We start from the raw sequence: 20,815 nt of genomic DNA, 5'->3' as shown, positions 1-20,815 counted from the left end.
GTCGTACGGCGGCGCACCCAGCCCTCCAGCACAGTCCGTTGAGCATCAGTCACCAATAACGGCGGAATCTTCGGACCCGGACGACTCATACCCAACCAACGACGAATCTCCGACTCAGGTCACTAGTACTCCAGCTGTAGATCGTGATCTTCATGTCTGGGTTGCGGCTTGTCGCCGGTAATGGCTGGTGCGGGACCGGGCTTGGTGGCGGCGTCGCCAGTCGGACCAGCCGAGCCGGTGGGCTGCGTGGTGGACTGGCCGGACGACGAGGGTGATGAACAGGCGCTGGATCTCGTTGCAGGACAGCGGGATCAGCCCATCCGGGGCGGGGTTGCTGGCGTGTTCGTCGGCGCGGACAACGACGAGGAAGGCGTGAGCGAGCATGGCGAGGGTGACCCAGCGGGGCCAGGAGGGGTAGCGGCGGACCTGGTGCTCATCGAGTCCGGCCAGCCCCTTCTCGGTCTGGAAGGTCTCTTCCACCCGCCATCTGGATCCGGCGACCCGCACCAGCTCGGCCAGCGGCACCGGCTGGGGCAAGAAGCAGCGGAAGTAGGCGAGTTCGCCTGTGGAGCGGTTGCGACGGATCAGCAGCTGGTGGTGGCCCGGGCGAGCGCCGGCCAGGTCGATGACGGCCCAGTCGTAGAAGCGGTGCCCCTTCGCACCGCGCCCGGCCGACAGCTTCTGCCAGGCCCGCTTCGGCAGCCGTTCGACCAGGCGGTCTGCCCTGAACTTGCCTGCTTGGGTGGAGACTTCGGTCGAACAGGCCACCGCGAAGACGTACCCGATGCCGCGTTCCTCCAGAGTCGTGCATAGTTTCGGGTTGCCGCCATAGACCTCATCCCCGGTGACCCAGCCCACGTGGTGCCCGACGTCCAGGAACCGTTCGATCATCGTGCGGGCCAGTTCCGGCTTGGTCGCAAAGACGGTGTTCTCGCCGAGCCCTGCTGCCCGGCAGCGGTCCGGGGCGCCCGTCCAGGAGCGCGGGATGTACAACTCCCGGTCCACCGCCGCGTGTCCCCGCTCGCCCGCGTAGACGAGAAAGACCGCAACCTGGGAGTTCTCGATCCTGCCCGCGGTGCCGGTGTACTGGCGCTGGACGGCGACGGTGTGGGTGCCCTTCTTCACATCGCCGGTCTCGTCGACGACCAGCACCGCGGCCTCGTCGTGGAGGTGCTCAAGGACGTATTCGCGCACGTCATCACGGACGGCGTCGGCATCCCAGACGGCCCGGGACAGCAGGTGCTGCATCCCGTGCGGGGTGACCTCCCCGGCCCACTCCGCGATCGTCCAGCAGTTCTTGCGAGGCAGGTCCGACAGCAGGCCCAGCACCAGCCGCCCGGCCCGCAGCCGTGATTCGACCCGCGCGAACCGGCCCGCTATCCGGCCCATGGCCACCTCGAACGCCTCCCGCCAACGCGCGGGATCTATGCTGTGGCCTGCGGCCACCGTCTCGTCGTCAGTCCACACAACTCACGATGATCAACGGTGGCCGCCCCCTACGGTGCCCCCGTTCAGTGCCGGACGAGACAGAACGGGTGTCCTGCCGGATCCGCGAAGATGCGCCAACTCCGTTGTCCGTCACCCGCGTCGAGCAGTGTGGCGCCCTGCTTGAGGACGTCTTCCTGAGCTTGTTCCAGGTCCTTGACCTCCAGGTCGAGGTGGAACTGCTGAGGGTGAGCGGAGTCCGGCCACCGCGGCGGCTGATAGTTGTCCACGCGCTGGAAGGCCAGCACGAACCCGCCGTCGGTGTGGAGTGTCGCCCAGCTCTCCCCGAGCGACCACCGCGGATCCGGCTCGTTCACTACGCCGCCGAGGAGCGACTGGTAAAACCGGGACAGTCCAACGACATCGGCACAGTCCAACACCACGCACTGCAGCTTGGCGATCATGAAGGCAGCGTCTCACGACACCTGATCACGATCTACAGCTGGAGTACTAGGTTGACCAGGCGTTTCAGCTTGGCACGGATGCCTTCCGTGTGCCGCGGCTCCGTGCCCGGGCCGAGCGCCTGGCAGACATCCTTGGCGCGGAGTCCTTCCCCGGCTTTCTCAGGCGGACACGGGCGACGGGCCGTCATCTTCGGCCTCCAGTGGATGATTTGCCCGTACCCACCGAACTATGAATAACTTGCTTGGCTGTCGCCCCTCGGCCACCGACGCGTTCAATGAAAATTACTGGTAACTCTGCTGCGATGCGAAGAGGCCTGACAGGCATAAAGGTCGCGGTTGTACTCGCTACGTACGCACTCCATTACTTGTTATCAATACGGTGTGAGCTTTGGTGGTTCAACAGAAAGCAGTCAGACGGGAGCAGAGGACGGCCCAGCTCAACCAGCTGTGAGGAGGCCCGTCGCGCTACCAACCTCGACTTGGCCGTCGAGATTTGGCGGAGGCGGTCGAGCCCCGGGAGGACAGCACTGGCCGCTGACCTCGTCGAGAGCCGAAGCCGACAGCATGAGGTTCGAGAACACCAAAGCGGCTGTTCCCCTTGAAGCCTAGGGAACGGCCGCTGCGGTGTCGGGAGAGCAGGATCAGATCTCGTCCAGGGCGGCGCGAAGGCCGTCAGCGAGTTCCTCGAACTCCTCGTCGGTATAGGTCAACGACGGCACTAGCATAATGAAGTCAGTGCCCGGCTGGACGATCAGGCCGTGCCTGCGGGCCGCCGCGGTGAGCGGGTCGGAGGGTACGGACAGCTGGATGCCGCGGAAGCAGCCGAGGCCCCGGGTCTCCACGACCAGCGGGTGGACGGAGATCTCCGCGAGGAGGGCGTCCAGCTTCAGGGAGAGCTTCTGGGCCCGGGCGACCGCATCGAGGCGTTCCATCTCTGCGATGGTCGCGATGATGGCCGCACAGCTGGTGGGAGAGCCGGCTTGGGTCTCGCCGTGGAAGAGGACGGTGTCGGTGCGTTCGAACATCTCGCAGACGTCGTGGGAGACGACGATGGCGGAGGCCGCGCAGGTGCCGTTGGTCAGGCCCTTGGAAGTGATCATCACGTCGGGCTTGAACGGCCAGTTCTGGGAGGCGAAGTAGCTGCCGGCGCGGCCGAAGCCGGTGGCAACCTCGTCGGCGATCACAAGAAACCCGTACTGCTCGCGGAGCTCCTCGATGGAGCCCAGCAGCTGGTCGGTTACGGGGTGGGCGCCGGTGCCGAGGACTGGTTCCAGGACGACGGCGGCGATACGGTCGCCTTCCTTGGACAGCAGATCGACCAGTTCGCTGGCATCCTCGTGGCTGACGTGGCGGACCCGGCTCCGGTCGATGCGGTAGACATCCTGGCCCAGCGGCTGGCCGGTGAGGGCGAAGCTACCGTAGGTCAGGCCGTGCCAGCTGCCCTTGAGGCCGACGACCACATCGCGGTGCTCCTCGCCGCGCAGGGCCTGGTAGTGGCGGACCAGCTTCATCATCACGTCGTTGGCGGCGCCACCGGAGGTGGAGAATAAGACACGGCCGAAGTGGTCAGGTCCGCTGACGCCGAGCAGGGCTGTTGCCGCCTGCTCGGCGAGGCGGTGGCCGCCGCGGAACAGCGGCAAGTAGGACGCCGTGGTGAGGCACTCGGTAATGGCCTTGGTGACGGCCTTGTTGCCGTAGCCGAGGTTGACGTTCCACAGGCCGCTCATCACGTCCAGGGCGGAGGTACCGTCGGCGAAGTGAACTCGGTTGCCCTCGCAGCCGATCGCGTGGACCTCCGGTCGCCCGTAGCGGCTGGGCAGGACGAGCGACTCCCACAGCGGGTAGCGCTCAGTGGTGACGGTCATGTGAAGCCTTTCCGTTCATTGATGTCGGAAAATGTCTTGTCAGCTTGTTTGTTCGGTCTGCCCTGCCGCATGGATGAATCTGCTCCCGATAAGCGCGAAGAACAGCCAGCCGACGACCGAGAACACCGCCGAGGCCAGGATCGAGTTCCACAGCCCGAGGCGTTCGCCTAAGACGCCCCCGACGAACGCGCCAAGAGGGAAGGGACCGTAGGTGAGCATGCGGTAGGCGGCGGTCGCCCGTCCGATCACGGTGAGCGGAATGACCGACTGCCGAAACGCGACGACGTGCACGTTATAGATCGTCAGGCCGAAGCCGTAGATGCCAAAGGCCAGCACGCTGAGCACATAGTCGTACCAGCCTGATCCGCCGGTCAGGGACAGCAGCAGCGGGGCGCAGGACGCCACGCCCATCGCCGTGACCAGTGTGGACGAGAAGCCCATGTGTTCGCCGAGCCGTTTGGCAGCCATCGCGCCGAGGAGGGAGCCGAGGGCTCCCAGTGCCAGGATGATGCCGACCCCGCCGGCGTCGATGTGCAGTTCCTTGACCGCGTATACGAGGAACAGGGTCATGATCGCCTGCTCACAGAAGTTGAACCAGCCGGCCTGGAAGGTGAGGACACGCAGGATCCTGTGTCGCCAGAGCAGGCCGAAACTGGTGAAGATATCGCTCAGTCTGGGCCGGTCCGCCGTGCTTTCCGCACCGGTGGTCGGCGCACGGTGGCGGATGAGAAACAGGAGCACAAAAGCAGCCAGGTACGATACGACGTTGGCCAGGATGGCGAACCAGGCGCCGAGAGCTTTGGTCAGCAGGCCACCAAGGCCGGGGCCACCAATCTGCGACACTGAGTACGAGGCCTGCAGCTTGCCGTTGGCCTCGACCAGGTCGTCCTGTGGCACGAGGACGGGCAGGTACGCGATATAGGCGACCTCGAAGACCGCGGTGCAGGAACCCACCACGAACGCGATGACGCACAGCGCTGGTATGGACAGGGCATCGGTCAGGTACAGCACCGGCACCATGGTCAGCGCGAGGGCGCGCCCGAGATTGGATCCTAAGAGGATCCAGCGGCGATCCCACATGTCGATTAGCAGACCCGCTAGGGGCGTTACACACAGGGCGGGCAGCAGCTGCATGCCGGACACCAGGCCGACTTCCGACGCGCTGGCGCCCGACACGCCGAGGACTAGCAAAGGCAGCGCCAGTTGCGTGATCTGTGCTCCGATCTGTGCGACGGTCTCGCCTGACCAGAGCCTGAGGAAATCGTAGTTACGCCACAGAACCGGTCTCGGCGTGGCTTCCAGGTTTAGCACGTGCTTGTTCTCTCCCCTGCTCGGAGGCTCGGCTACTTGTCGCCCTGGTAGATCGGTGCGCCGTTGTCCAGGACGCGCAAGGCATCCCGGACCTGCTTGGCCGAGCCGGCTAGCACCGCGTGCCCGTTGCGTCCCCCGATGCCGCGCGGGGCGTCGGTGACCCTTCCCTCGTGCTCGAAGTAGCACAGTTCCTGCAGGACCCCAGAGAACGGAGACGTGATCGAATTGTCTAAGGTCACCGGATGCCGGAAGGGCGTCCTGCCGTCACTGTTGAAGAACCTGATGGCGGAGCTCTCGACTGAGGGCGTGTCCGGGGACACTGCGGTCCCCACAACCGCGCCGAGTTCCGCGAGGTAGAGGTTCCAGCCGGTGGCCAGGGCCACCAGCCGGGGGACCTGATCGCCCGCGGGCCGTCCGGCGACCTCCATCAGGACTGGTCCGTCCGGGGCCATCCGGAACTCGGCGTGGGACACGCCGGCCGCCATGCCGAGGCCGTCGAGCACCTGCACAGTCGCGCGCTCAAGCTGCTCGCGGTCGGCGGTGGACAGAACGGCTGGGCAGACGTGGCCGACCTCCGCGAAGTACGGTGGCTTGCTCAGGTGCTTCTCGGTGACCGTGATGATCTCCGTCTTGCCCAGAGCCCAGGTGACCGATTCGACGCTGTACTCCTTGCCAGAGACATAGCGGTCGACCGCTACCTGGCCGTTGCGCGCGGAGGCCATCGCGAAGGCGAAGGCCGCTGGCAGCTCGTCCGGGCTGCGCACGATCTGGACACCGCCGCTGCCGCCGTAGTCGGTGGGCTTGACGACCGCCGGGAACTGGCCGTCGATCAGGCGCTGGCACTCAGGCAGGGTGTGCGCGACACCGAGTTGTGGCGTCGGAATGCCGAGTTCCCGCAGACGGGCATGCATCGTGCCCTTGTGCCGGAAGTGGCCGGCCGGCATGCGCGTGGCCGGTACGCTGAGCTTCTCGGCGACTTTGCGGGCGAGATCGGTAGACAGCTCTTCCCAGCAGACGACCGCATCCCAGTCGAAGTCGGCGGAGCGGGCAGCGGCCAACATCGAGTCGGCGGAGAACCGGTCCCCGGCCCGCCACCAGTCCACCAGGCTGACTGGGATGCGGTGCGCGAGGTCGATGACCCCGACGAAATGCCCGGCGTCGCGCAGTGAGCGCAGCCCGAACTCCTTGTTCTCTCCCAGTCCCGCGATCAGTACTCTCACCGCTGCTTCTCCGCGAAGGTTGCCAGCGCCTTGTCCAGCTGGGCGTAGGCGCTCTCCGTCGAGCAGCGCAGCAGGCCCGCCTCGTGCAGCTCGATGATCCACTTCTTGGTGGCCTTAGCCTCGTCCACGGTGACGATGACCTGCATGTGGTCGGTGTTGATGAAGCATCGGTTGGTGGGCGTTCGGGCTGTGATCGTCATGAGGTTGCTGCCCTCGGGCCTCGCTGGCAGTGGAGTGTCCGGCATCTCGGTGGACGGCAGCTCGATCGCGACCGTGCGCTGTACGACCTGTGGGAGTTCCTCGCCTAGGGCGGCTGTGACGAACACCCCGTGGGGGTCGGTCCCGGTGGCGATGGAGCCCAGGTCGGACAGGCCGCCCAGCCGGGCGTTGATCTCCAGCAGGCAGAGCTCGTCGTCGACCACCGCGAAGTCGATCTGCCAGGGTCCGTTCGGGACCAGGTTCTGCTCGATGTCGTCGATCAGCCGCTCCAGGTCGGCCGCGGCCCGTTCGGGCAGCGCGAAGGGCATGGTCCGAGCCCGGAAGGAGGGGTCCAGCTCGGTGTCCAGGCTGCCCAATGAGGCGACCGGCCAGCGCACGTGCGAGCCGCTGGAGCTGATCAGCTCGACTCCGCACTCAAAACCCTGCTGGAAGCGCTGCACGATCAACGGCAGGCTGGGCTCACCGGCCAGCAGGGTGTTCAGATCAGCCACCGACTCCACGTAGAACCGGCCGTCGCCCGCCTGAGACCGAGCTTCTTTCAGCACGACGGGAAACCCCAGTCGGGCCACCACCGCGCGCACCTGATCGACGTCGTGGCACACGGCTCCCTCGGGCACCGGCCAGCCGCGCGTGACTGCCGTCTCGTGCAGGGCCACCTTGTCGCAGGCGACTTCGGCGAACGCCGCCGAGTGCGCGAGGAAGTGACCGTCCCACTTGGCGGCTGCCTCGCCGTAGGCGAGGGGGAGCTGTTCCTGACCGTGGGCGTACGGATTGGCGATCGCCACGTCCGCCTGCTCCGCCGCAAGGACGTCGAGTACGTCCGCAGCGGTCCAGGCGAGTCCGAGACGTTTGACCTCGACGTCGAACCCGTCGAATTCCACCGCGGAATAGACCACCACGTCCGTTACGCCGCGTGCCCGCAGCTCCGGAAGGATCCGGGCGAGTTTGTACTCGCCAAAGATGACCGCCTTCGACATGCGCCTGCCCCCATCAAAGGAATCGTCGTACGTTGTCATTGGTCTTGGTCGGCTAGAGGGGTGCCGACCAGCGACACCTTGTCCGCCAGCGCCAGCAGTCGCTCGTCTACCTCGGACACAGTGTCCGCGGTCGCGATCACAAAGCCGGCGCGGCCAAGGAACTGCTTCGGCGGCAGGTGCAGTTGCAGACCCGGCTCGGTGACCTGGCGGATCTCCTGCACCCACGGCTCGTCGGCGAGCGCGGCTGGATGATCGAGGTTGTGGAAGACCATGCTGTGCGTGGGGTAGAGGAACCGGATGCCCATCAGCCGGCTCGGCGCGGCCACCGTCTGCGGTGTCCGGCCCGTTGCTACCGCGCCGACCATCTCGCCCACTGAGAAGCCGGGGGTGCACAGCTCGGCGAGGTATGGAATGAGCTCCCCGCCCAGGCGGCCGTTGACCTCGATGATCTTTGGGCCATCAGCGGTGAGCATCAACTCGGTGTGTGTGACGGTGCGGTCGATGCCCAGCGCGCGGTGGGCGCGGACGGTCACATCACGGACCGCAGCAGTGGTCTGCTCGTCGAGCACATCGCCGACGACATGGGCGACTTCTTCGAAGAATGGCGGGTAGTCGGTGCGCTTGAGGGCGAGGACGTACGGTTCCACCCTGCCGTCGAGCACCCAGCAATCGACGCTGATTTCCGGCCCCTGGAGGTACTCCTCAACCAGCACCAGGCCGTCTTTGATGGAGGAGTTCTCCGAGCCGCGGGCGAACTCGAAGGCCCTCCGCAGTTCCTCGTCGGAGCCGGCTAGCTGGACGGCGATGCTGGCTGCCCGGCCCCGGGGCTTGACCACCACCGGGTAGCCAATGTCCCGCGCTGCGACGAGGGCCGTGTCGAGGGTGTCGGCGAGGCAGAACCTCGCTGACGGCACATCGTGCGCGGCGAAACGTTCCCGCTGGATGCCCTTGTCCCGGCAGGTCCGTGCGGCGTCCACCGGCATAGTCGGCACGCCGAGCTCGACCCCGACTTCTGCGGCTACCGCCACCTGCATCTCGTCCCAGGTGATCACACCGGCTACCTGGTGGCGGGCGGCCAGGTCCTGGGCAGCGGCTAACACTTGTGCCTTGTCCGCCAACTCGACCTCGCGGTAGTCGGCTGCGTAAGGCGACTGCCAGGACGTCGGGGTCTGGGCGATTAGCAGGACGTGGTAGCGCTTGGCCAGACCGCGCAGGGCGTACTCACGGAAGTGCTGGTCGCCGGAACCGATGACCAGGATGTTCTCGATCACGTCCCTTTCCTCCTGAATGTTCAGATCCACGACACGGCCTTGGCGAGCTCGTCATCGTAGAAGCCGAAGAAGAAACCTGTGGTGAGACTGCTGTTGGTGTGCTGCGTGGGCGAGGCTCGGCCGCAGACCGGCGCGAGCCGCTTCCGGTTCGCCGCAAGCACGGACTCCGGCAGTAGGTTCCGCAGCACTGCCACGACCGCCGTGCCGTCTACCAAGTCCTTGATCAGGTTTGCTCCGACGATGACCCCGTCGCGCCCGACATCATGGGCGATGCGACCCCAACTCTCAGTCACCCCAGCTCCCTTCTGCTGGTGCGGCTTCGCCAGGTGGCGCGATCCCTGGCCCGTTTTCCTTACATTGCCATGCTTGGCAACTCATTGACAAGAGGGGTGTCAATGTTTCTGTGACTCGCCTGTGGAGACTGGGAAAGCCGGGGCGAGTTAGATCATTGCCATGCATTGCCATACGTTTGTGTTTTCGGTGTCTCCGCGTCGGGAGACCCGGCATCGACGGCCGCAGTCGCGTCCGTGGCGAGTTCCTCGGGCATCCAAAGCAAGTTCGGGCCAAGTGAACGGGAAACTGTTCTGTCGGCCCAAATATTGGCTGTGAGCGAGCCCGGAGTCCGTTTTGGGATGTGCATTACGGGTTCTCTGCCGGACACAGGCCGGAGAACCATTCGAGACCGACGGATTACTGCAGCCTGGGAGGAAGCGCTTGCGGCACCCCAGTAGACAGGCGCGCGCTGCTGGACGCACTCCGACCTCATGCCAAGCAACATCCTGCTCACTGGCGACCACCTCTCGGCGGTCATCGGCTTCGGTACCGTGGGCATGGGAGCCAGCAAGCGATCTCATCCCTGCCTGGAACCTCCCGTCCGCCTCGGCCTTGCAGGCGTACCTCGAGGCGGTGGATGTGGACGATGCGACCTGGGCCCGCAGCCACGGCTAAGCGCTGTCCACGGCGGTCGTCCAACTGCCGTACTGCCGCAAGACCAATCCGACCAACGCCCGGTACGTTATCCGGCAGATCCTGGCAACCTCTGTATAGCGAAGGACCCGGCCCAGTGGCTTCTGGACACCGGAGCCGGCTCGTTCTCTCAGTCGTTCGCCCTGTCCCTCCAGGCGATCCACTGCCGCAGCGGGCCGAGGTCGAATTCCGGCCCGCCCGCGCCGACGATGAACAGCGAGACCCCGAGGTCGTGCAGTTCCGGTCCCAATTCCCCCGGGGTCCCCTCGTGCGCGGCCAGCCCGGACACGCTGGTGGCCACCTCGATCTCTGCGGGATCGCGGCGCACGTCCGCGCAGTGCTTGTGCAGCACGGACAGCTTGTGCCGGATGGTGGCCGGGTCGTGGAAGGCGTGCCAGATGTCCGCGTCTTCGGCAACGAGCCGCAGGGTGCGCTTTTCGCCGGAGCCTCCGAGCATGAGCGGCAGCTTCCCGGCTGGCGGCGGATTGAGCTGCGCCAGCCGGGTCTTCACCCGTGGGAGCGCCGCGGCTAGTTCCTGCAGCCGCTCACTGTCGGTCCCGAACGGGTAGCCGTAGCTGGTGAAGTCCTTCTCATACCAGCCGGAGCCGAGCCCGAGCAGGGCTCGGCCGCCGCTGATGTGGTCGATCGTGCGGGCCATGTCCGCGAGCAGGTCGGGATTGCGGTACCTGACACAGCTCACCAGCGGTCCGAGCTGCACCGTGGAGGTGGACTCGGCCAGCGCTGCGAGCACCGTCCAGCACTCGAAGTGCTTGCCGTTCGGGTCGCCGGTGAGCGGGAAAAAGTGGTCCCATACGAAGATCACGTCCGCGCCAAGCGCCTCGGCCTCGGCCGCGGTCTGGCGGATCGTCGCGTAGTCGGCGTGCTCAGGCTGCACCTGCAACCCGACCCGCACCTGCTGCCCGGTCATGCCGGCCTCACGTACTCGGAGAAGTTCCGCTCGGCGAACAGCTCCGGACGGTCGGGCGCCAGATTCAACTCCCGGGCCCGGCGGAGCATGTAACGCCAGTACGGCTTGACGGGCGGCCACAACCGGCCGACCTCGCAGTAGGAGGCATCGACGAAGTACCGCGGCTTGCCCGACACGTCTGAACGGGGCCGGCGGGCATGAAACAGCGCCGAATGCAGTACGACGGTACTGCCTGGCGGCAGCTCCTCTAACACAACCTCTCCGGCCAGCGAGTCGGTGTTTAGGTGCGCGCGGGCCGCCTTGTCTGCGCGCTCCCGGTGCGATCTGGGCAGCACGACCAGCGAGGAGGTTTCGGCATCCAGCCCCTCCAGGTAGTGCAGGGCATGGATCATGGTCGCCGAGAGGTCGTCCTGCGTGCTGTGCTCGTAGTCGTGGTGCCAGGGCTTGCCCGGCACGTCCGGGGCCTGGCGGTCGCTGTGCAGGTGGTGGAACACGTACGGCGCGCCTATCAACTGGTCGAGTATCCCCAGCAGCGGTGACCAGGTGATCAGCTCGCCGTGGACGGGCAGTTCGAGCTCCATGACCGGCGGCACGCCGAATTTCTCCGGGTTGCGTACCGAGTCGATGGAGCGTGCCCGTAGCCCGTCGTCCACCCACCGGTCTACCTCGGGCTTTATCTGGTCGACCAGGTCTTGGGGCAGGAAGCCGGGCAGGACCAGGTAGCCAAGCTCCTGGAACTGCTGTACCTGGTTGGAGCGCAGTGCAACCGGAGTCGCATGGTCGAGCAAAGAGGCGTTCGATGTCATTGCATTTTCCCATGACTTCTACGAATTGACGAATAATTGATCGATAAATGCGGAACGGAACTTTGCGTCCGGATCGTGTTTCACGGCGAGCCGAGCGAAGTCCGTCGCCCGCGGGTAGCCAGCGATGATCCGTACGGCCGGGGTCTCGGTGAGCTTGGCCCAGTGCGGCCGGGCACCGAGTGGCATCAGGAGCTCCTCGACGGCGGCGATCACTGGCCGCACCGCGGGCAAGTCCTTGTGCCAGGTGAAGTGGAAGGTGACAGTGTCCCGTCCGTAGGCGGAGCTCAGCCACAGGTCGTCGCCGCGGACCGTGCGTACCTCGGCAATGTGCAGCATCGGGGCGACCTGGTTGGCCACCGACCGGATCGCGGCGAACGCCGTGGCCGCGCGCTCCCGGGGCAGGAAGTACTCCGACTGCAATTCCGCGCCGGCGCCAGGTATGAGCTCGGGTCGGAAGTGCGGCAGCCGCTGGTACCAGGGACCGGGCACGCCCAGCTGCTCGGTGCTGGATTCGGGATCTACCCCGGGCACCGGGTGTACTGATCGGGTTGCTGGACGTCCTCCAGTCCAGCCGGATCCGGGCCGGTCGGTGCGGTGCTTGAGCCACACCGCCCCCTGCCCGCTGCGCCAGTCGGTGAACAAGCTGACGCTGTAGGCGGCACTGAACACCGCGTCCACATTCTCGGCGACCTCGTCCAGAGGCACGTCTAGCCGGACCCATTGGGCCACCTCGTAGGCGGGTTCGATGTCCAAGGTGAGCCGGGTGACAACTCCCAGTGCGCCCAGCGCCACCACCGCGCCAGCGAACTCGTCACCGTGGGTGTCGCGCCGCAGCTCGATCAGGTCGCCCTCCGGCCCGACGAGCTCCAAGCCGCGTACTGCCGCCGCGAGGCAGCGCTGGGTGTCACCCGACCCGTGGGTTCCGGTGGCCACGGAGCCAGCTACCGAAGTGTGCGGCAGCGAGGCCATGTTGCCGAGCGCGTGGCCGGCCCCGTGCAGATGCTGCGCCAGCTCGGCGTAGCGCATGCTGGCCGCCACCGTCACGGTTCTGTTCTGCGTATCCATCACCACGGACTGCGGCAGCCGGTCCAGACGCACCAAATCGCCGGTGGTGTCCGCGACCCCGCTGAACGAGTGCCCGCTGCCCAGCGGGCGGATGCGGTCGGTTGCGGCAACAAGCGAACGCAGTTCGTCGAGCGTGTGCGGCTCGTGCACCTGGCGCGCGCCGTAGGTCAGGCTATCCGCCCAATTGCTCAGCTTCCGCATCATCGTGCTCACCCAACCCATCCGGTGAGCGCGGGTGCAGCGAGCTGTTGTTCGACCGGGACGAACGTGAAACTGCGCTCCAGCAGCCCCTCGATCGTCGGAGCCAGGGCGGCCGCCGTCTGTGAGCGGTCACCGCCGGCGTCGTGCAGCAGCACGATCGAACCAGGCCTGGCCTCCTGGACTGCCCGGGTGGCGATGGTGTCCGCGCCGGGCATCTGCCAGTCGTCGGGTGCCACGTCCCACAGCACAGTGGTCAGCCCCGATTCCGCGAGCCAGCCCAACACTTCGGGGGAGCGCGACCCGTACGGCGGTCGAAAAAGCGCGGGCGCGGGGCCGCCGGTGGCCTCGGCGATCGCCTCGTTGGTGCGCTCCAGCTGCTCGTCGAGTTGGGGCCGTGTCAGTTCGAAGAGGATGGGGTGCGACCAGGTGTGGTTGGCGACGCCGTGGCCCTCCTCCCGCATCCGCGCCAGGTACTCGGGATAGGCCTTCGCGTACATCCCCGTGCAGAAGAAGGTGGCCTTGACGCCGTAGCGCCGCAGAATGTCCAGCACCTGCCCGGTGTACGGCGGCTGCGGACCGTCGTCGAAAGTCAACGAGACCTCCCGGCGCTCACCGCTGCCCCGGCTGGCGCAGGTGCCCCGCCTGGTCCACTCGCCCAGCGTCTGCTCACTCGTCCGAGCGAACGCCGCGAGGTCGTCCTCCCGCCCGGTCTGGGTCCCCCGGTCGCGTTGCAACCGGGACAGAGCTCCGAGCCCTCGCCGCGCGGCGGCTGCGACGTCCACCGCGGGCACGGACCCGAAGTCCGGCCGAACGCCCAGCAACTGAGGATCCGCCCGGTACACGGTCAGCCCTCCGGCCATCATGCGTCCGTCGAGCACCCCGTTGGTGCTGTCCACCACAGCGACGAGCGCATTCTCGAAACCCTGCAGGTACCCGACCAATTCCTGGGTGTCCCGGGCTCCGAACAGCCTCACGGGCTGCTGGCGTTCCCCGTTCTCGTCGATGACATCCACCGTGAAGCCGTCGGCACTCCAGCCGATCCCCGAATAGAGCATCTGCCCTCCAGCCTGGCAACTCGTGCCACGAAATTTGTCATGGCCGGCCAGCGGTTTGGCTTGTGACTGCTGTAGCCAGCGCATGCCGCATGGATCGACGAGCATTGTTGATCGGCGCACAAGTTGTCAAGCTATTGGCAATAGAGTGCCTAGGATGTGCCACCCGCGTGTGGGGCTCCGGGCTGCTGGCCATCGGTGTGGACCCGGAGTTGGGGGCGGCGCGTACAGATCACGTCGATCGCCCACTCGTCAAAAGAGGAAAGGGTGGCGCGTATGTCGCCCCGCCCGCCGCCCGTCATCACTGGCGTATGTGCACAGGAGTGGTCACGGGGGCTGTTCGCGGCACGGGCTTCTTTGCGGTCCGTGAGCAGCCCGTAGCCTGGCTGCCTGGGGCGAGCGGCCCTGTCGTGTAGCGGTGGGGCGATGAGGGGACGGTTACCACGTGTCACGCCCGCCCCCTCTTGCCTCTTCGTTAGTCAGCGAGGACCTGGTTGATCACGTAGCGGGCGTTGGTGGAGATAACCGGGTTGGTGTTCCGGTAGTACGGCAGTTGAATGACTGCCATGGACAGCGCCCACCCGCGGCCACGGGCCCAGGTGTCGTCGTCGACATCCACGCGGTCGCGGAAGGTTCGCCGCGCAGAGGGCGGTAGCAGGTTCCACGCCGGGATGAGATCGATGGCCGGATCGCCGATTCCCGCGGTTTCGAAGTCGAGCACCGCGACTAGACGGTCGTCGGCGACCAGCAAGTTGCTAGGCATGAGATCGGAGTGGGTCCAGTACTGTGCCCCTGACCAGGTCGGTGCGGCGAGCGCCGCCTCCCAGGCAGCGAGGGCAGCGTCGGCGTCGAAGGGCTCATCTGTGCGCCCAAGTACCTCGATCGCGGCCCGAGTTCCCGCGTCGGCGGTAGCCAGCGGTGCGCCTCGGTATGCCGGGGGAGCGTGGTAGGGGTCGGCTTTGCGAATGTCGGTGACGAAAGCCGCGAGGTCGCGGGCCAGAAGCTCAGACTCAGCCACTCGACCCTCGACCAATACGTCGCCCTCGATCCATTGGTGGATGGACCATGCCCATGGGTAGCCCTCGCCGGGCTCGCCCGTCCCAACCACTGTTGGGATGCTGACGCGCACCACCGGCGCCAGTCTCGGCAGCCACAGGGCCTCCTGGGCTAGCCCTTCGGCACCGCTCGCGGTGAGAGGCAGCCGGACAGTCAGCTCGGTACCGACACGGTAGATCGCGTTCACCGTTCCTCCGGAGACCAGACGTCGGATCGGCAGGTTCGCCCACTGAGGGAACTGGGCACGGAGCAGCCGCTGGACGAGGTCTTCGTCGATGTCCGCTTCATCTGTATGCATCTTCGCCATATGTTGAATGCTCACCCAATCTCATTGTTGGTCGGCGTCTTGAAGGTATCGCCGAGATGTCATTAGGCCGATGGCAAGGAGATTTGCCAATGATTGCTGTCCATCGGTTGTTCGGGTCGTGCAGGAGTGGCGCCTGCCCCTAGGGCCATCCTGGCCCGGATGCATGCGCAGCGCTGGTGCACTTGTGACGGTTCGGTCGAATGCAGAGGTAATCGACACAGGCCTGCTCTTGCCGAGGGGCGGTGAGGTGGCTCACGGATCCCTGAAGCGGGCAGGGCAAGAACGTACCCGAGGAGGCGACGCTCTCGTCCACCGGAACACCTGTCCAGTAGCAGGAGTTGTCGGTGTCAGAGTGTCGGACTTCGGTAAACGTCGCTGACCCATCGGGCCGGGGAGCTCGGCTGCAGGCTCTCAACAGCTTGTCAGGGAAGGGCATCAGTGGCAGTAGCGTGCCCAACTCAAGCGGCGCTGGGTGAGGAAGTTCTTTGCGTGACGAAATCTCTACCTGACCTCCGAGGCGTGGAAGGTTTTGGTGGAGATGCTGAAGAACGTCGAGTAGTCGGACCTACCGGTGGAAAACGCTCGGCGTGACCCTGTGGTGAGAGAGGTCATCAAGTCAAGAAGGTTGCCATGATGGGGCAATTGATGGCAACATCGGGGTGGTTGCTCCCTGCCGTCCGGCGGATCCATGGCTCGGCGCCAGTTGTAAGTCCGCCCTCCATGTCCTGCCCATGCGGTCGGTGGCGTGGGCGGCAGATGTCGGACGACTTCGATCGGGAGTCTCATGAAATCCTTTTGGCTGCTGACCGGTGCCACGGCAATATCCATGGCCGGCAACACCTTTCTTTACCTGGCCATTCCCTGGGCTCTTGTCGAGGCAACAGGGTCCAGTCTGCTGGGGGTTCTGAGCATGGCGGCGCAGACGGCGCCGTACTTGGCCGCCCCCTTCCTCGGCGCGTACATCGATCGGTACGACAACAGAACTCTCTTCGTCGCGGGCGAGTTGGTCCAGTGCGTCAGCGTGGCGATCATCCCTCTGCTGCTCGCCGTGGGCCAGGTGGTGCTGGTGTTTGTGTCCCTGTGCGTGATGGGGCTGGCGAAGGTTGTCTCCGACGTGGCCGGGGACTACGGGCTGATACCGGCGCTCGTCCCCCGCGAACGCCTGGACCAGGCATCCAGCTGGTTCAACTCGGCGCAGCTCACTGCCCGGTTCGCCGGCCCTGCCCTCGCTGGGCTGACTATCGCCGCAGTGGGCCCGGCCTGGGCGTTGGAGATCGACGCAGCCACCTTCCTGGTCACTGCCGTCGCGGCGCTGTCCCTCCCCAAGGCCGCGGAGCGGGTCGAGAAGAGCCGCAGATCTGTTGGCGTACTGCTGCGAGAAGGCATCGGCTACTTCCGCTCCCGGCCCGATCTGCAATGGCTGACAGCAGCGGTGGCGCTATACAACCTGGGGGCGGGGGCGCTGGAGCCCACCCTGCTGACCGTGGGCACGGCGCAGTGGCACTGGTCGAAGATGGCCATGGGCGTGGCGGTGTCCTGCGCTGCCGTGGCCGCGGCGCTAGGGGCCTGGGTGAGTCCGTTGGCCCCGTCTCGCGACGATCGGCGGCGGCACCGGGTCGGCGTCTGGCTTGGTGTGGCCGCCCTGGGGGCGTTCGGACTGCTGATCGATTCGCCGCTCGCGGTCGTGATCGGCTTCTGCGTGCTGTCCTTCGGTGAGGGTGGGGTCAACTCGACGACGATGGCCTACCGCCAGCAGGAGATCCCCGCCGAGTTCACGGGACGGGTCAACACCGTCATCCGGATGTTTGTCACCGGTGCCATCCCCGTCTCGTCGCTGCTGCTGGGGCTCACCGTGGGTCTCACCGGATCGTTCCGCGTCTTTTTCCCGGTCACCGTTGCCGCCGTACTGGCCGTCCTCATATGGACGATTGTGGGCGGACGTCGCCGGAGTAAGCCTGAAAACCGCTTCGTTACGGGGGTTACGGAAGGGGTCGTACGATGACCATAAGGAACGTTCTGCTCGTCAACTCCAACTGCCGGATCGCTGCCCGATTGCTGCAGGACCGGCCGGATGTCAGGCTCACCGCCGTCACCATTGAGAAGTACCGACACTTCTACGACGACGGCACGGATGTGGAGATCGTCGACTCCGTAGCCGACCTGACTCAGGTGCGGCTGGCCGCGTTGCGGATCCGGGAGCGCAATCCTTTCGAGTACGTGGTCTCGCCGTCGGAGTGGAGCGTGCAAGCCGGTGGGTACATCCGCTCGTACTTCGGTCTTCCCGGGACCGGATACGAGGTCGCAAACGCGTTCTCGAACAAGTTCGTGATGAAGCAGAAACTGGCCGCCGCGGGCCTGCCGGTGGCCGCATTCCGCCGCCTGAGCCGCCTGGAGGAGGCTGCGGAAACAAGCACCGAACTGGGCTGGCCCCTGGTCGTCAAACGCGCCTGCGGTGGCGGCTCCGGCTACGTGGTGGTGGTGCGGGACGCGGAGCATCTGCGCGCGCTGGGCATGGCTGAGAGCACCGAGGCTTTGCGGGTGGCCCCCTTCCCGCTGATGGCGGAGGAAAAGGTCGACATCGACGCGGAGTTCCACTGCGACGGCGTCGTCGTGGACGCCAAGGTGCGCTTCGCTCCCGTCTCCCGCTACTTCAAGCCCGTCCTGGACAGCGTCGGCGGAGTGATCGGCTCTGCCACGCTGTCCGAAGCCCACCCCGACGCCCAGGCGGTGGCTGCCCTGCACGAACAGGCTGTGACCACCCTCGGCCTGCAGGACGGCGTGACGCATCTGGAGGTCTTCAAGACCGGCAGCGGATACCTAATTGGGGAGATTGCCTGCCGGCCCGGTGGAGGTGGGATTGTCGCCCAGATCCGGCACCAGTACGGCGTGGACCTGTGGGATGCGTTCCTCGCCGCGCAACTGGGCGAACCAGTCGCGGCCGACTGCGAGCCGCGTACCGATCACATGATCCAGTACATGCTGCCCCGGCCGGTGGGAACCGTCACCTCCGTCACTCGGGCCGAGGAACTCCTCGCGGCCGAAGGCGTCATCCACGCCGAAGTCAAGACCAAGATCGGTGACACCCTCACCGGCCCTCTCGACTCCTCCATCTACGCAGGATTCGTCCTTATGCGCGCCACCGACGAAGCGCAGATCACCCGGCGCATCACCTACATCGACAACCTCTTCCACATCCACACGAGCACCAACGACTCCACCCAGCCCACCGGGAACCGATGACAGCGGAAGCAGCTCATCTACTGCCACGCAGTGTCCATCGCCCGTAGCAGCTAGGCCGAACTGTCTTCCCGCTCCTGGCTGGACGTCACTGAGCACATTCACGTGGTCCTCTCTCCACCGAGGAGGAGTCCCTCGCCCAGCTGAGAACAAGACCCGCCAGGACATTCGCCGTCCCGGAACTGGGCGGAACGGCTGGACAGCGTCCTAGCGGGCGGCTGCGTATGCTGGGGTGCCCCGACCAGGACGCCATACGCATCACGTCCTTCGCGGTGACCAAGGAGTAGCGCAGGGACAGCCTGGGGCGCACGCTCTGCCTCGCAGCGATGCGCACCACCTGTGGCAAAGAGTTGCAAGTACCCTGCGTGCCACAGCGCCTCGGTGCGTATGACGCTCGGCGTGTCCGCCATGCCTCGGCGCCCCCGAGCTGACTTCGGGCTCGCCTACCCGTGCGTGCGTCCAGCAAAATCGCAACTCATTCCCGCGCCCCAGGGCGAGGCCGTCGTCGAGTTTTCCGGACGTTCTTCTGATCTGGGTGGCCTCCCGGGTCCGGCCCGGGAACGCTGGTGGCCGTACCTTCTCGTCTGTCCCGCCGCGGAGGGAAGCGCGATGCGACCGAAGGCCAGCCCCGCCGTTGATCCGGTTGTGCCGCCTCGTGCTGACTCAGGTTGATCGCGTTGCGCCCTTGTGCGTCAGGCCCGGGAGGCGAAGGCGACCGGCTGTTCCAACAGGTGCGCTTCGGCCCTCGCAAGGGAGTATGTTGCAGCGGAAGCCCGTCGCGACCTTGAACGGGAGCAGGCCAGCCATGGTCCGGTGTCCGTAGAGATTTCGGTCGCTACCTGCGGCCACGGTCCGATTCCGCCAAGGCGGCCGCGAGGCATGCCGACTGGCACATCCTCGACGGAGCAATGGCGGAGGCGGCCCGACTTTCGTCAGCACGCCGTGCACCAGCACGGCCGCCGAGTACGCGGGCCGCACTGACCTTCAGCTCAGCACCCGCCGCAGCCAGCCGACGCGCGCTTGGTGCGCAGTGCGCGAGACCACCGCGCTGGGCACCCACTCGTCGAAGCTGTGGAAGGCTCCGGACCACACGTGCAGTTCAGCTTCTCCGCCAGCCTGCCAGATGCGGCTGGCGTACGCGATGCCCTCGTCCCGCAATGCCTCCACTGAGCCCACCTCGATGAACGCCGGAGGCAGCCTCGACAGGTCCTCGGCCCGGGCCGGCGCCGTGTAGCAGGGGACGTCCGCAGTACCGCGCCGCCCGCCCAGCAGAGCGGTCCACCCCGCCTGGTTGGAGAGCCCGTCCCACAGACCCACACGTGCCATCTGCCGTGCGGAGGCGGAGTCGCACCGGTCATCGAGCATCGGGAACTGCAGCAGCTGTCCGCTGAGCTTGGGACCGTCGAGGTCACGGGCGAGCAGAGCGAGGCCCGCGGCGAGTGCTCCGCCCGCGCTGTTCCCGCTCAGGACGATGCGGCTGGGGTCGAGACCAAGGCCGTCGGCGTGATCCGCGAGCCACATCAGCCCGGCGTAGCAGTCCTCCACCGGAGCGGGGCCGGGATGTTCAGGGGCCAGCCGGTAGTCCACGGCGACCACGGCGAGGCCGAGTTCCTGCGCCCGGTCCAACTCTCCGGCCAGCTCCGTACTGCGGTGGCTTCCGGCGACCATGCCGCCGCCGTGGGTGTGGTAGATAGCTGGGACTGCTCCCTTTGCGCCGGCGGGGCGGCAGATCAGCAGGGTGACCTCGGCTGCGCCTAGCGGACCAGGCACCTGTCGTTCCTCGATCACGAAGGCCCCATCCCGGCGGATCTCAGCGTCGCTCAGCCGACCCGCCAGGGAGCGCCGGCGCCGGTCGGGGATGAGTGCGGGTGTCAGCGGCATCGGCAATCCGGCGAGGATGTCGTGCAGGGGACCGGCCAGTTCCGTGTCGAACGGAGGCGGCGTCGTGGTGCCCGGCTGGCCGGGGCGGGCGGCGGTGTCGGTCACAGCGCCCTCACTCATCATCCAGGAGCGCGAGTGCGTCCACTTCGAGCAGCAGGTCGGGCTGGTACAGGGCGGCCACTTGCACCACCGTGCTGGCCGGCGGGCATTTGGTGTCGATGAACTCGTCGCGGACGGCGAGGATACGGGGGATGAACGCGGCGTCGGTCACGAAGTAGGTGAGTTTGATGACGTTGTCGAAGCTCCCGCCGGCCGCGGCGAGGCAGCGGCTCATGTTGGTGAATACCTGTCGTGCCTGCGCCTCCGGGTCGCCTGCGCCGACCAGTTCGCCCTCGGGATCGAAGGCCATCTGGCCGGAAACTGCTGCGAGCCGTCCCCGGCCGGACACCACATGGGTGTAGCCCGAGCTCGGGAAGACCCCGGCGGGGTCCGGCAAATGGCTGAGCTGACGGTCGAGCATGATCCAGTCCTCCGGTAGTGGGTGTCATGGCCAGGACTGCGCCT

The 20,815-nt window shown here is 66.5% G+C and carries 17 protein-coding genes and 1 pseudogene; 3 read left to right on the top strand and 15 right to left on the bottom strand.

Translation table 11 applies throughout. The annotated features are described in order from the left end of the window. Positions 1-150: 150 nt before the first annotated feature. The 8 genes from ABD385_RS35775 to ABD385_RS35740 form a co-directional block, all read right to left on the bottom strand. Positions 151-1,389: an IS701 family transposase gene (locus ABD385_RS35775; RefSeq protein WP_344583767.1), complete on the bottom strand. Its 1,239-nt coding sequence runs from the start codon at positions 1,387-1,389 to the stop codon at positions 151-153. A 122-nt stretch (positions 1,390-1,511) separates the two neighbouring features. Then, a complete protein-coding gene (locus ABD385_RS35770) occupies positions 1,512-1,889 on the bottom strand; it encodes a VOC family protein (protein WP_344583761.1) in 378 nt (125 codons plus the stop codon). A 641-nt stretch (positions 1,890-2,530) separates the two neighbouring features. Next, entirely contained in the window at positions 2,531-3,754 is a 1,224-nt protein-coding gene (gene mpaD, locus ABD385_RS35765) for a daptide-type RiPP biosynthesis aminotransferase (protein WP_344583759.1), read from the bottom strand. Between the two features lie 39 nt (positions 3,755-3,793). After that, on the bottom strand, positions 3,794-5,065 hold the full coding sequence (locus tag ABD385_RS35760) for an MFS transporter (RefSeq protein WP_344583757.1): 1,272 nt from the start codon (positions 5,063-5,065) through the stop codon (positions 3,794-3,796). 32 nt (positions 5,066-5,097) lie between these two features. Continuing rightward, positions 5,098-6,285, bottom strand: coding sequence for an ATP-grasp domain-containing protein (locus ABD385_RS35755; protein ID WP_344583755.1), 1,188 nt, complete (start codon positions 6,283-6,285; stop codon positions 5,098-5,100). Beyond that, the gene (locus ABD385_RS35750) at positions 6,282-7,481 is read right to left on the bottom strand and encodes an ATP-grasp domain-containing protein (RefSeq protein ID WP_344583754.1); all 1,200 of its coding nucleotides are present in this window, start codon (positions 7,479-7,481) and stop codon (positions 6,282-6,284) included. Before ABD385_RS35750 ends, ABD385_RS35755 begins: the two co-directional genes overlap by 4 nt. Before the next feature lie 35 nt (positions 7,482-7,516). After that, positions 7,517-8,782 carry an ATP-grasp domain-containing protein gene (locus ABD385_RS35745; RefSeq protein ID WP_344583752.1) on the bottom strand — a complete coding sequence of 422 codons (1,266 nt, stop codon included), beginning with the start codon at positions 8,780-8,782 and terminating at the stop codon, positions 7,517-7,519. Continuing rightward, complete coding sequence (locus ABD385_RS35740; RefSeq protein ID WP_344583750.1) at positions 8,773-9,045, bottom strand: hypothetical protein; 273 nt, start codon at positions 9,043-9,045, stop codon at positions 8,773-8,775. Before ABD385_RS35740 ends, ABD385_RS35745 begins: the two co-directional genes overlap by 10 nt. Before the next feature lie 453 nt (positions 9,046-9,498). Between ABD385_RS35740 and ABD385_RS41470 the strand changes: the two are divergent. Further along, positions 9,499-9,576 (top strand): annotated as a pseudogene (locus tag ABD385_RS41470) (hypothetical protein); the annotation flags it as partial. A gap of 272 nt (positions 9,577-9,848) precedes the next feature. On the opposite strand, the gene ABD385_RS35735 reads toward ABD385_RS41470, so the two are convergent. The 5 genes from ABD385_RS35735 to ABD385_RS35715 form a co-directional block, all read right to left on the bottom strand. Beyond that, complete coding sequence (locus ABD385_RS35735) at positions 9,849-10,646, bottom strand: LLM class F420-dependent oxidoreductase (RefSeq protein ID WP_344583748.1); 798 nt, start codon at positions 10,644-10,646, stop codon at positions 9,849-9,851. Next, a complete protein-coding gene (locus ABD385_RS35730; RefSeq protein ID WP_344583746.1) occupies positions 10,643-11,452 on the bottom strand; it encodes a phytanoyl-CoA dioxygenase family protein in 810 nt (269 codons plus the stop codon). Before ABD385_RS35730 ends, ABD385_RS35735 begins: the two co-directional genes overlap by 4 nt. A gap of 18 nt (positions 11,453-11,470) precedes the next feature. Further along, positions 11,471-12,721: an FAD-binding protein gene (locus ABD385_RS35725; protein WP_344583765.1), complete on the bottom strand. Its 1,251-nt coding sequence runs from the start codon at positions 12,719-12,721 to the stop codon at positions 11,471-11,473. Positions 12,722-12,726: 5 nt separating this feature from the next. Then, positions 12,727-13,857, bottom strand: a complete 1,131-nt coding sequence (locus tag ABD385_RS35720) for a polysaccharide deacetylase family protein (protein WP_344583745.1) — start codon at positions 13,855-13,857, stop codon at positions 12,727-12,729. Between the two features lie 388 nt (positions 13,858-14,245). After that, positions 14,246-15,133, bottom strand: coding sequence for an aminoglycoside phosphotransferase family protein (locus tag ABD385_RS35715; protein WP_425585553.1), 888 nt, complete (start codon positions 15,131-15,133; stop codon positions 14,246-14,248). A gap of 784 nt (positions 15,134-15,917) precedes the next feature. Here ABD385_RS35715 and ABD385_RS35710 point away from each other — a divergent pair. Both ABD385_RS35710 and ABD385_RS35705 read left to right on the top strand, forming a co-directional pair. Next, positions 15,918-17,135 carry an MFS transporter gene (locus tag ABD385_RS35710; RefSeq protein WP_344583743.1) on the top strand — a complete coding sequence of 406 codons (1,218 nt, stop codon included), beginning with the start codon at positions 15,918-15,920 and terminating at the stop codon, positions 17,133-17,135. Positions 17,136-17,185: 50 nt separating this feature from the next. Continuing rightward, on the top strand, positions 17,186-18,373 hold the full coding sequence (locus ABD385_RS35705) for an ATP-grasp domain-containing protein (protein WP_344583741.1): 1,188 nt from the start codon (positions 17,186-17,188) through the stop codon (positions 18,371-18,373). A gap of 981 nt (positions 18,374-19,354) precedes the next feature. Here ABD385_RS35705 and ABD385_RS35700 read toward each other — a convergent pair. Beyond that, positions 19,355-20,371, bottom strand: coding sequence for an alpha/beta hydrolase (locus ABD385_RS35700; protein ID WP_425585552.1), 1,017 nt, complete (start codon positions 20,369-20,371; stop codon positions 19,355-19,357). Then, positions 20,364-20,771 carry a RidA family protein gene (locus ABD385_RS35695; RefSeq protein WP_344583737.1) on the bottom strand — a complete coding sequence of 136 codons (408 nt, stop codon included), beginning with the start codon at positions 20,769-20,771 and terminating at the stop codon, positions 20,364-20,366. Before ABD385_RS35695 ends, ABD385_RS35700 begins: the two co-directional genes overlap by 8 nt. Positions 20,772-20,815 lie beyond the last annotated feature (44 nt).

Origin of the sequence: Streptomyces lunalinharesii (assembly GCF_039532155.1) — a bacterium.
In the GTDB taxonomy this organism is placed as follows: domain Bacteria; phylum Actinomycetota; class Actinomycetes; order Streptomycetales; family Streptomycetaceae; genus Streptomyces; species Streptomyces lunalinharesii.
The sequence above is the reverse complement of the archived record's forward strand: the minus strand, read 5'-3'. Positions and strand labels throughout refer to the sequence as shown.

Excerpts from the sequence above, each read along its gene's own strand:
- ABD385_RS35695 (WP_344583737.1), bottom strand. The coding sequence starts at position 20,771 with ATGCTCGACCGTCAGCTCAGCCATTTGCCGGACCCCGCCGGGGTCTTC.
- ABD385_RS35770 (WP_344583761.1), bottom strand. The coding sequence starts at position 1,889 with ATGATCGCCAAGCTGCAGTGCGTGGTGTTGGACTGTGCCGATGTCGTT.
- ABD385_RS35775 (WP_344583767.1), bottom strand. The coding sequence starts at position 1,389 with ATGGGCCGGATAGCGGGCCGGTTCGCGCGGGTCGAATCACGGCTGCGG.
- ABD385_RS35730 (WP_344583746.1), bottom strand. The coding sequence starts at position 11,452 with ATGACATCGAACGCCTCTTTGCTCGACCATGCGACTCCGGTTGCACTG.
- ABD385_RS35715 (WP_425585553.1), bottom strand. The coding sequence starts at position 15,133 with ATGGCGAAGATGCATACAGATGAAGCGGACATCGACGAAGACCTCGTC.
- ABD385_RS35710 (WP_344583743.1), top strand. The coding sequence starts at position 15,918 with ATGAAATCCTTTTGGCTGCTGACCGGTGCCACGGCAATATCCATGGCC.
- ABD385_RS35725 (WP_344583765.1), bottom strand. The coding sequence starts at position 12,721 with ATGATGCGGAAGCTGAGCAATTGGGCGGATAGCCTGACCTACGGCGCG.
- ABD385_RS35720 (WP_344583745.1), bottom strand. The coding sequence starts at position 13,857 with ATGCGCTGGCTACAGCAGTCACAAGCCAAACCGCTGGCCGGCCATGAC.
- mpaD (WP_344583759.1), bottom strand. The coding sequence starts at position 3,754 with ATGACCGTCACCACTGAGCGCTACCCGCTGTGGGAGTCGCTCGTCCTG.
- ABD385_RS35735 (WP_344583748.1), bottom strand. The coding sequence starts at position 10,646 with ATGACCGGGCAGCAGGTGCGGGTCGGGTTGCAGGTGCAGCCTGAGCAC.
- ABD385_RS35750 (WP_344583754.1), bottom strand. The coding sequence starts at position 7,481 with ATGTCGAAGGCGGTCATCTTTGGCGAGTACAAACTCGCCCGGATCCTT.
- ABD385_RS35700 (WP_425585552.1), bottom strand. The coding sequence starts at position 20,371 with ATGAGTGAGGGCGCTGTGACCGACACCGCCGCCCGCCCCGGCCAGCCG.